This is a genomic window from Neoroseomonas soli (assembly GCF_018129065.1).
Taxonomy (GTDB): Bacteria; Pseudomonadota; Alphaproteobacteria; order Acetobacterales; family Acetobacteraceae; genus Neoroseomonas; species Neoroseomonas soli.
This window is the reverse complement of the sequence record NZ_JAAEDM010000132.1, coordinates 1-8228: the sequence shown is the minus strand read 5'-3', so window position 1 is coordinate 8228 and position 8228 is coordinate 1. Positions and strand designations below refer to the sequence as shown.

General features: G+C 71.6%; 9 protein-coding genes. 3 read left to right on the top strand and 6 right to left on the bottom strand.

Features of this window, described 5'->3' with window-relative positions; genetic code table 11:
- Together GXW76_RS24175 and GXW76_RS24170 are read right to left on the bottom strand one after the other, a co-directional pair.
- Window positions 1–327, bottom strand: a 327-nt coding sequence (locus GXW76_RS24175; RefSeq protein WP_211864706.1) for a DUF4214 domain-containing protein, incomplete at its 3' end; no start/stop codon positions are given.
- Between the two features lie 54 nt (window positions 328–381).
- The gene (locus GXW76_RS24170; RefSeq protein ID WP_211864705.1) at window positions 382–822 is read right to left on the bottom strand and encodes a nucleoside deaminase; all 441 of its coding nucleotides are present in this window, start codon (window positions 820–822) and stop codon (window positions 382–384) included.
- Window positions 823–1391: 569 nt separating this feature from the next.
- Between GXW76_RS24170 and GXW76_RS24165 the strand changes: the two genes are divergently transcribed.
- Window positions 1392–2816, top strand: coding sequence for a L,D-transpeptidase scaffold domain-containing protein (locus tag GXW76_RS24165; RefSeq protein ID WP_211864704.1), 1425 nt, complete (start codon window positions 1392–1394; stop codon window positions 2814–2816).
- 176 nt (window positions 2817–2992) lie between these two features.
- Here GXW76_RS24165 and GXW76_RS24160 read toward each other — a convergent pair whose 3' ends face one another.
- The 4 genes from GXW76_RS24160 to GXW76_RS24145 form a co-directional block, all read right to left on the bottom strand.
- The gene (locus tag GXW76_RS24160; protein WP_211864703.1) at window positions 2993–3898 is read right to left on the bottom strand and encodes a DMT family transporter; all 906 of its coding nucleotides are present in this window, start codon (window positions 3896–3898) and stop codon (window positions 2993–2995) included.
- Between the two features lie 192 nt (window positions 3899–4090).
- Window positions 4091–5206, bottom strand: a complete 1116-nt coding sequence (locus tag GXW76_RS24155) for a THUMP domain-containing class I SAM-dependent RNA methyltransferase (protein WP_211864702.1) — start codon at window positions 5204–5206, stop codon at window positions 4091–4093.
- A gap of 139 nt (window positions 5207–5345) precedes the next feature.
- The gene (locus tag GXW76_RS24150) at window positions 5346–5834 is read right to left on the bottom strand and encodes a DUF2852 domain-containing protein (protein WP_211864701.1); all 489 of its coding nucleotides are present in this window, start codon (window positions 5832–5834) and stop codon (window positions 5346–5348) included.
- 89 nt (window positions 5835–5923) lie between these two features.
- The gene (locus tag GXW76_RS24145; RefSeq protein WP_211864700.1) at window positions 5924–6553 is read right to left on the bottom strand and encodes a TetR/AcrR family transcriptional regulator; all 630 of its coding nucleotides are present in this window, start codon (window positions 6551–6553) and stop codon (window positions 5924–5926) included.
- An 82-nt stretch (window positions 6554–6635) separates the two neighbouring features.
- Between GXW76_RS24145 and GXW76_RS24140 the strand changes: the two genes are divergently transcribed.
- Both GXW76_RS24140 and GXW76_RS24135 read left to right on the top strand, forming a co-directional pair.
- Entirely contained in the window at window positions 6636–7349 is a 714-nt protein-coding gene (locus GXW76_RS24140; protein WP_211864699.1) for a gamma-glutamyl-gamma-aminobutyrate hydrolase family protein, read from the top strand.
- Window positions 7346–8228, top strand: an 883-nt coding sequence (locus tag GXW76_RS24135) for a pseudouridine synthase (protein ID WP_338151032.1), incomplete at its 3' end; no start/stop codon positions are given. The genes GXW76_RS24140 and GXW76_RS24135, both read left to right, overlap by 4 nt.

Sequence of the window (8228 nt, the reverse complement as noted above, 5' to 3'; positions counted from 1 at the left end):
CATCGCGCCGGCAGGCGCGGGGGCTGGAAACGCGCCGGCAGGCGCGGCGACCGTCGGGGCGCGGGCAGGCGCGGCGGCCGGCGTCGCGGCAGGGGCTGGGGGCTCGTCCTCCGCGAAGCGCAGGATGACGCCGAGGGAGCGGGCCTCCTGGCTGTTCGCCACGTCGCGGATCACCTGGCCGCGGATGTCGGCGCGGTTCTCCACCTTCTCGAGGTGGTGGCGGTAGCCTTCCTCGTCCGGCCAGCGGTTGAGGATCACGGTGTAGAGGTTGACGACGAATTCGTGGTCGCTGCCTTCGAGAAGTTCGTTGCCGTTCACCTCGCGCATGGGCTCCGCTCCGTCGATTCTCCGCGGCGATGAACGGGCATATGCCGGACGAGGTCAACGCCGGTCGGCGAAGAAGCCGCGCAGCAGGGCCGCGCAGTCGGATTCGCGGACGCCGCCGACGACTTCCGGGACGTGGTGGCAGGAGGGCGCGGCGAAGATCCGCGCGCCGTGGTCCACGCCGCCGCCCTTGGGGTCATAGGCGCCGAAGACGATGCGCTTCACGCGGAAGAAGGACGCCGCCTGGGCGCACATCGGGCAGGGTTCCAGCGTCACCGTCAGCGTGCAGTTGGGCAGGCGGGGGGAGCCGAGGCGGCGGGCGGCTTCGCGGAGCGCGAGGATCTCGGCGTGGGCGGTGGGGTCGCAGCGGGCTTCGACCTCATTGCCGGCGGCGGCGAGGATGGTGCCGGATTCATCGGTGACGACGGCGCCGACCGGGACCTCTCCGCGCATGGCGGCGGCTTCGGCTTCGCGGAGGGCGCGCTCGATGGGGGTCATGGGGAGGGATTCGCAGGCGCTGCGGGCGGGCGCAAGCGGGCCGGTGGCGGCGCGAGGGGGACCGCGGGGTGCGCCGGGCGGGTGGCCCCGCGCACCCGGTGGCGGTTGGCCAGGCGGGTGCGCCTGCGCGGCAGTGGAAAGAACAGCCCGGTGGCGTGGGCGAGTTCGGCCATCACCAGCCCAACGCACCAGCCGAACCTGCGCTGAAGCGCGCCGCCGGCGCCTTCAGCCTTTCCGCAGATCGATGGGAGCCGAGGGCGACGGCAGGAAGCGCCTTACCGCGCCCTGACGGCTAGCCCCGTACGGCCGGAACCGGAGCCGGCGGCGGGGCCGCCTGGACCGGCGCCGGGGGCGGGGGCCGCTCCTGCGCGCATGCCGCGAGGAACAGCACCGGAGCCAGGACGGCGAGCATCGCCGACCGACGGAACAGCCCGTAGCGAGCCAACTTCTTGGAAGCGGCGACCATCGGTATCCTCCTCATCGAATGGCTCATGGACAGCGAATAAGTGAAGGACAATTCTTGGGAGGAAGTCAAACGTCCAGTTGCATGGGTCGGCAAGGATCGAGGAGTGGGACTGGTGCGCGCGCCGCGATGCGAGGTCGGGCTTGATCGGCAGGAGGCAGCGACGCCCGATGGGGCGCAGCTGTCCCGACGCAGCGCGCTTTCGGGCGGCGCGATGGCTCTCGCCGCAGCCTGCGGGCTTGGCGCGTGCAGCGCGAGCCCGGAGTCCGAGGCGCTCCCCGTGGCGGCGCTGCATGCGGAAACCGAACTCGGCAAGCTGATCGGCGGCACGCCCGGGTTGGTCGTCGCCGGCGAACCGCTGAATGCCGGGTCGCTGCGGCACTTCTACGCGCGGCACGGCTTCAAGCCGGTATGGGCGACCCGGCAAGGGCAGGCGGATGCGCTGGTGAACGCCGTGCTGCGCGCCGGCGATCATGGTCTGGACCCCGAGCTGTTTCACGCGAGCCTGCTGCGGCGCAAAGGGACATTTCCACCGCTTCGCCGCGAGCTGCTGCTGACGGACGCCTTCTTGTCCTATGCGGGTGCGCTGGCCCACGGCGCCGTGCCGGCCGAGCGCCGGAAGGATTTCGAGGCCCTGTCGCCTCAGCCGATCGATGTGGCTGCTGCGCTCGATGCGGCCATCCGAAGCCCGGATCCGGCGGCCGTGATCGAGGCGCTGGCGCCGACGACGCCGACCTACCGGGCGCTGCGCCAGGCCATGAGGGGGCAAGGCTCCGCCGCCCCGGCCGGCGGTAGGGCCGCTGCGAACCGCTTGCGCACCATCGAGGTGAACCTGGAGCGCCAACGCTGGCTGCCGCGGCCGCTGCCGGCGGACCGCGTCTGGGTCAACGTCCCCGACCAGCAACTGCTGCTGTATCGCGCCGACCGGCCGGCCTTCTCCACGCGGGTCGTCGTTGGCGACAATGCCGAGCGCAACCAGAGCCCGGAATTCCGCGCCCTGATCGAGGCGAGTTTCTTCAACCCTCCATGGGTCGTCCCCAGGGACATCGTTGCGGCGGAGATCCTGCCGAAGATCAGCCGCGACCCGGATTACCTGGCGCGAAACAACATGGTCATGCGGGCCAATGGCGAGGTGGAGCAATTGCCGGGGCCCAGCGCGGGGCTCGGGTACGTCCTGTTCGACATGCCGAACCGCTTCGACGTCTACCTGCACGATACGCCGGATCGGTTTCTCTTCAGCCGCGACAATCGCCGCATGAGCCGTGGCTGCATCCGGGTGCAGAATCCCCGCGAACTTGCCGCGCTGCTGATGCATCAGCCGATCGATTCGATCGACCGGAAGATCGCGATGGGCAGCACCACCCGAGACACCCTGCCGACGCCGGTGCCGGTCTTTGTGGCCTACCAGACCGCCTTCGTGGATGCCGATGGAACGGTGCAGTTTCGCCCGGATTTCTACAACCGCGACGCCGATGTCTGGCGACGGCTGCAGAGGCACCGTCAAGGGCAAGGGTCTCTTCCGGTAATCTGACTCTTCGATCGCCGACCAGAACCCGGATCGATGGAACTTCGATACGCAGGAAGTCGAATTTTAATGTTTGGAGAGCGCTTCGGCCCTCGGTCGGGCGGGGTTCCGGGGAGGGATGGCGCCCCTCCCCGCCCGCCCGCGACGGCGTGCCCGGGTCGGTGGCGCCGGAGACGGCGGGTTCAGCGCTTCATGGGGAGGGTGGTCAGCATCACCCCGCCAAGGATGAGGCCCGTGCCGATGGCGAAGGGCAGGCCAAGGACGTCGCCGAAGAGCCAGGCCGAGGCGCCGACGCCAACCAAAGGCTGGAAATACTGCGCGCCAGCGGCGATCCGAGCCGGCAGCACGCGCAGCAGGTAGAGCCAGAGCCACAATCCCGCCGCGCTCACGAAAGCACCGAGGTAGATCACCACTGCGATCCCGGTGGGGCCTGGCCAGCGCGGGCCCGCCGAGAGTTCCCAGCCGGCCGCGGGCAGGAGCAGGAGGAGGCCGGCAAGGGAGCTCCAGGCCGAGACGACGGCGGCGCCATGGGCGACCGTGAGTTCGGCCAGCATCACGTAGGACAGCGCGATGCTGATGGCGGAGAGGAGGACCAGGGCCTCCCCGGTGAAGCCGAAGCCTGAGGCGGCTTCCGGCCCGCCGCCGGCGACGAGCGCAACGCCGAGGATCGCGAGGAGCAGGCCGAGGACATGCGCCGGGCGGATGCGCTGGCGCAGGCGAATGACCGCGAACACCACGACGAGGAGCGGGATCAGGGCCGAGATGATGGTTGCGACGGAGGCGTTGGCGCGTTCGACGCCCAGTGCCTGTGCGACCTGCCCGATGCCGATGCCGAGGGCGCCGAGGAGGGCCATGCGCAGCAGTGCGCGGGGCGGAGGGACCGGGCGCCCCGCGAGCACTCCGGCGAAGCAGATCACGGCCGCAACGTAGCGCAGTGCGGTGAGGGTGAGCGGGCCCGTTTCGGCCAGGGCGAGCTTGGTGAGGGGGATGGAGAGGCCCCAGACCACGACCAGGGCGATCAGGCCGAGCGCGGCCTGGAGCGGGATGGCGGCTGGATTCTCGGCGCTCGGCGTCTGGGCTTCGGGCATTCCGGGCCAAGTATGTCGGCGGCGTGGTGGCGTGACCATTGCGCCGGCCGCGTGCCTGGCCCTTCCGCCTGGTGATGGGTTCCGAGGGCCTTTCGGCCCTCGGCGGGTGGGGTTCCGGGGAGGGCAGAGCCCTCCCCGTTCCAGTCACGCCATAGTTCCGGGACGGCAGAGCCCTCCCCGCCCCCGTCGCATTCAGGCCAACGCCGCAGTCCGGAACAGCGTCACCCGCAGCCCGCCGTGCGGGACCGGCGGCCCCGGTGGCAGGAAGGGCAGGCCGGTGGCATGGGCCAGCTTCGGGTCGGCCGTCACCAGGCCGATGCGCCAGCCCTTGAAGTGCGTCGTCAGCGTCCGGCCGAGGGCCTGGTAGAGGGGGATGAGGGACTTCGCCTCCCCCATGCGGGTGCCGTAGGGCGGATTGACGATCAGCAGCCCCGGCGGGCCTTCGGGCGGACGGGCCTCGCTGATCGCGCATTGGCGGAATTCGGTGATGTCGGAAACGCCAGCGCGTTCGGCGTTGGCGCGGCTCATCGCGATCGCGCCGGCGTCGCGGTCGGATCCGTGGAAGCGGGCGGGCGGGGTGCGACGGACTTTGGGCTCGCGCATCTGCTGCCACGCCGCGGCGTCGAAGGTCGCGAGGCGTTCGAAGGCGAAGTGGCGGGCGCGGCCGGGGTTGAGGCGGGCGGCGATCTCGGCGGCCTCGATGATGAAGGTGCCGGAGCCGCACATGGGGTCGACCACGGGCTCGGTGCCGTCGAAGCCGCATTGGCGCAGGAAGAGGGCGGCCAGCGTCTCGCGTAGGGGGGCGGCGTTCACCTCCTCCTTGAAGCCGCGCTTGTGGAGGGGCTCGCCCGAGGTGTCGATGCTGATGGTGCAGAGGTCGTGGTCGATGCGGGCCATGACCGTGACCTCGGCGTCGGGGTCGTGGGGGGCGCCGAGGGTTTCGCGGATGGCGGTGGCGATGCGCTCGGCGGCGGCGCCGGAGTGCCAGATGCGGGATTTCGTGCAGGTGGCCTCGACCCGGAAGGGGGTGTCGGGGCGCAGCGTGTCGGCCCAGGGGATGCGGCGGGCGCGGGTGTCGAGGTGAGCGAGATGGGTGACGTGGAAGGCGTCGATGCGCGCGAGGATGCGGGTGGCGCCGCGGATCCAGAGGTTGGCGCGCCAGATCTCGGGCCAGCGGCCGCGGGTGGTGACGCCGCCGGGGACGGTGGCGGGGCGCTTGAAGCCCTTGAGGCGGACTTCCTCGGCCAGCACGGGTTCGAGGCCCGGGGCGGTGGCGAGGAAGATCTCGAAGTCCTGGTCGTGGGTCATCCGGGGCGCGGTGTAGCGCGCCGGGTGATGGGTTCCGAGGGCCTTTCGGCCCTCGGAACCCAGGTGCAACGCCAAGGGGCGCGACGCCCGGGGCCCCGGGGAGCGGTTCCGGGGAGGGCGGCGCCCTCCCCGGCTGTCGTCAGTTGCTGCGTTCGTCCTGGGGCGGGCGGGCGCGGCGGTCGGACATGAACTGCTCGAACTCCGCGCGGTCCTTGGCGAAGCGCAGGCGTTCGAGGAAGGCGGCGAAGTCCTTCTGTTCCTCCTCGAGCCGGCGGAGCGCCTCGACGCGGTATTCGTCAAAGGCGGCGTTGCCCGAGGAAGGCTGTTCGTCGCGGCACCAGCGGCCCCAGCCGCCCTCGCCCATCGGCGCGCCGTCGCCAGGGCCGATGCCGTAGCGGCGGGCCCAGCGCCGCCCGATCCGCCCGCTGCCGATCATGAAGAACAGGATCGCCAGGCCGATCGGCCAGAACAGGATGAAGCCGAGCACCATGGCCGCGATCAGCAGCGGCTTCGGCACGTTCCACGGGGTCCAGCCGGCGCAGGGGCCATGGCTGAAGGGGGCGCCGTGCCACCCGGCCTCTCGGCGAGGCGGGTAGCCGTAGGCCTGGGGGGAAGCGGTGGCAGACATTGCTCTCCTCATGTGAATGCAAGTGACATTTACATTCACGATCGTACCGGTCCGGGTCAAGAAAAAAGCGATCGCGGTCGGGCGATCCTTCAGCGGCCCCCGGCGAGGCCCAGGCTCTGCATGTAGATGAGCAGCCCCGCCTCCAGCAGTTCCTCCGGCGCCATGGGCAGTTTCCGCCGCGACCGGTCCGGCCGGCAGAACAGGGATGCGATGCCGTGGCTCATGGACCACACATGCAGCGCGACCATCAGCGCGGGCGGGCGCTTGCCTTCCGGGAGGCCGGAGATCAGCCGTTCCGTCGCCTCCCGCAGCACGCCGAAGGCGCGGTCGCCGGCGACGAGCAGGCCGGGATGCGCGTCCTGCGCCAGCCGCGTCTCGAACATCGCGGCGTAGTAGGCGGGCTCGCGCCTGGCGAAATCGAGATAGGCGCGGCCGAGCGCCTCATAAGCCGTGACCGGGTCCGGCCGGCCTTCGTTCCAGGCGCGGGCCAGGGCATCGGCGAAACGTTCGAAGCCGCGCAGCGCGACCTCGGCGAGCAGCGCCTCGGCGTCGCGGAAATGGCGGTAGGGAGCGCCGGGGGAAACGCCGGCAAGCCGTGCCGCCTCGGCCACCGTGAACCCGTCCGGCCCGCGCCGGCCGATCAGGTCCACCGCCGCCTCCAGCAATGCCTCGCGCAGGTTGCCGTGGTGATAGCCGCGCCGTTCGCCGAACCGGGTCATGTGAGGATCATTTGCATTGCGCGGAGGCAGGCGCCAGTCCTCTCGCTTGCTCCGCGCATCCCGCCATGGCTACGAGAGTCCCATGCGCGCGCGTCCCCTCATCGGCATCACCCTCGATTCGGAACCGGCCGGCGGCTGGTCGAAGCTGCCCTGGTATGCCCTGCGGCAGAACTACTTCTCCGCCGTCATCGCCGCGGGCGGGCTGCCGGTTGCTCTGCCGCACCATCCGGACCTCGCCGAGACCTACCTCGACGAGATCGACGGCCTGCTGGTGACGGGCGGCGCCTTCGACGTGGATCCCGCCCTTTGGGGCGGCGGCGCGCCGCATCCGAAGGTGACGCTCAAGCCCGGCCGGACGGATTTCGAACTGGCCGCGACGCGCGCGGCGCTGCGGCGGGACAAGCCCGTCCTTGGCATCTGCGGCGGGCAGCAGCTTCTCGCCGTCGCCTTCGGCGGCACGCTGATCCAGCACATCCCCGACGAGGTCGCCGGCGCCCTGCCCCACGAACAGCCCAACCCGCGCACCGAGCCGGGGCATGAAGTGACGATCGCCGCGGGCACGTTGCTCTCGCGCATCGTGGGCGCCCCGCGCATGGCGGTGAATTCCGCCCACCACCAGGCGGTCGCCACGCCCGGCAACGGCGCGGTCGTCAACGCCCTCGCGCCCGATGGCGTGGTGGAAGGCCTGGAGCACCCTGGCCACCGCTTCGCCCTCGGCGTGCAGTGGCACCCCGAATACGCGGTGGATCCGCGCGACCCGGCGATCTTCGCCGCCTTCATCGAGGCCTGCCGGTGACCGACACCCCCGAGGACGACACCCCCGACGACAAGCGCGGCGAGCGCATCGCGAAGTGGCTCGCGCGCGCCGGCGTCGCCTCACGCCGCGACGCGGAGAAGATGATCGCCGAGGGCCGCGTGAAGCTCGGCGGCAAGGTGGTCGAGACGCCGGCGACCTTCATCACGCCGGGCGACCACGTGACGGTGGACGGCAAGCCGGTCGCCGCGCCCGAGCGCACGCGCCTGTTCCGCTACCACAAGCCCGCGGGCCTGGTGACGACGCATCGCGACCCGGAAGGCCGCCCGACGGTGTTCGAGAAATTGCCGCCCGGCCTGCCGCGCCTGGTCTCGGTCGGCCGGCTCGACCTGACCAGCGAGGGCCTGCTGCTGCTGACCAATGACGGCGAGCTGGCCCGCAAGCTCGAACTGCCGTCGAACGGCTGGCTGCGCCGCTATCGCGCGCGCGTGCACGGAAGGGTGGATGAGAAGGCGCTCGCCGCGCTCGCCCGTGGCGTCACGATCGACGGCGTGCAGTACGGGCCGATCGAGGCCGGCCTCGACGCCCGCCAAGGCACCAATTCCTGGCTGACGGTCTCGATCCGCGAGGGCAAGAACCGCGAGGTCCGCCGCGTGCTGGCGCATCTCGGCCTCGAGGTGACACGCCTGATCCGTACCGCCTACGGCCCCTTCCAGCTCGGCGTGCTGCCACGGGGCGCGGTCGAGGAAGTGAACGCCAAGGTGCTGCGCGACCAGCTCGGCCTCGACGCGCCGAAGCGGCTGCGCGAGGCAGCCCTGGCGCCGATCGCCGAGCCGCCCCCCGACGGCCCCCGCCGCCCGCCGCGGGCGCGCAACGCCAGCATGGGCTCGCGGCGGCCGGTGCGCGGACGCGACAGCCCCC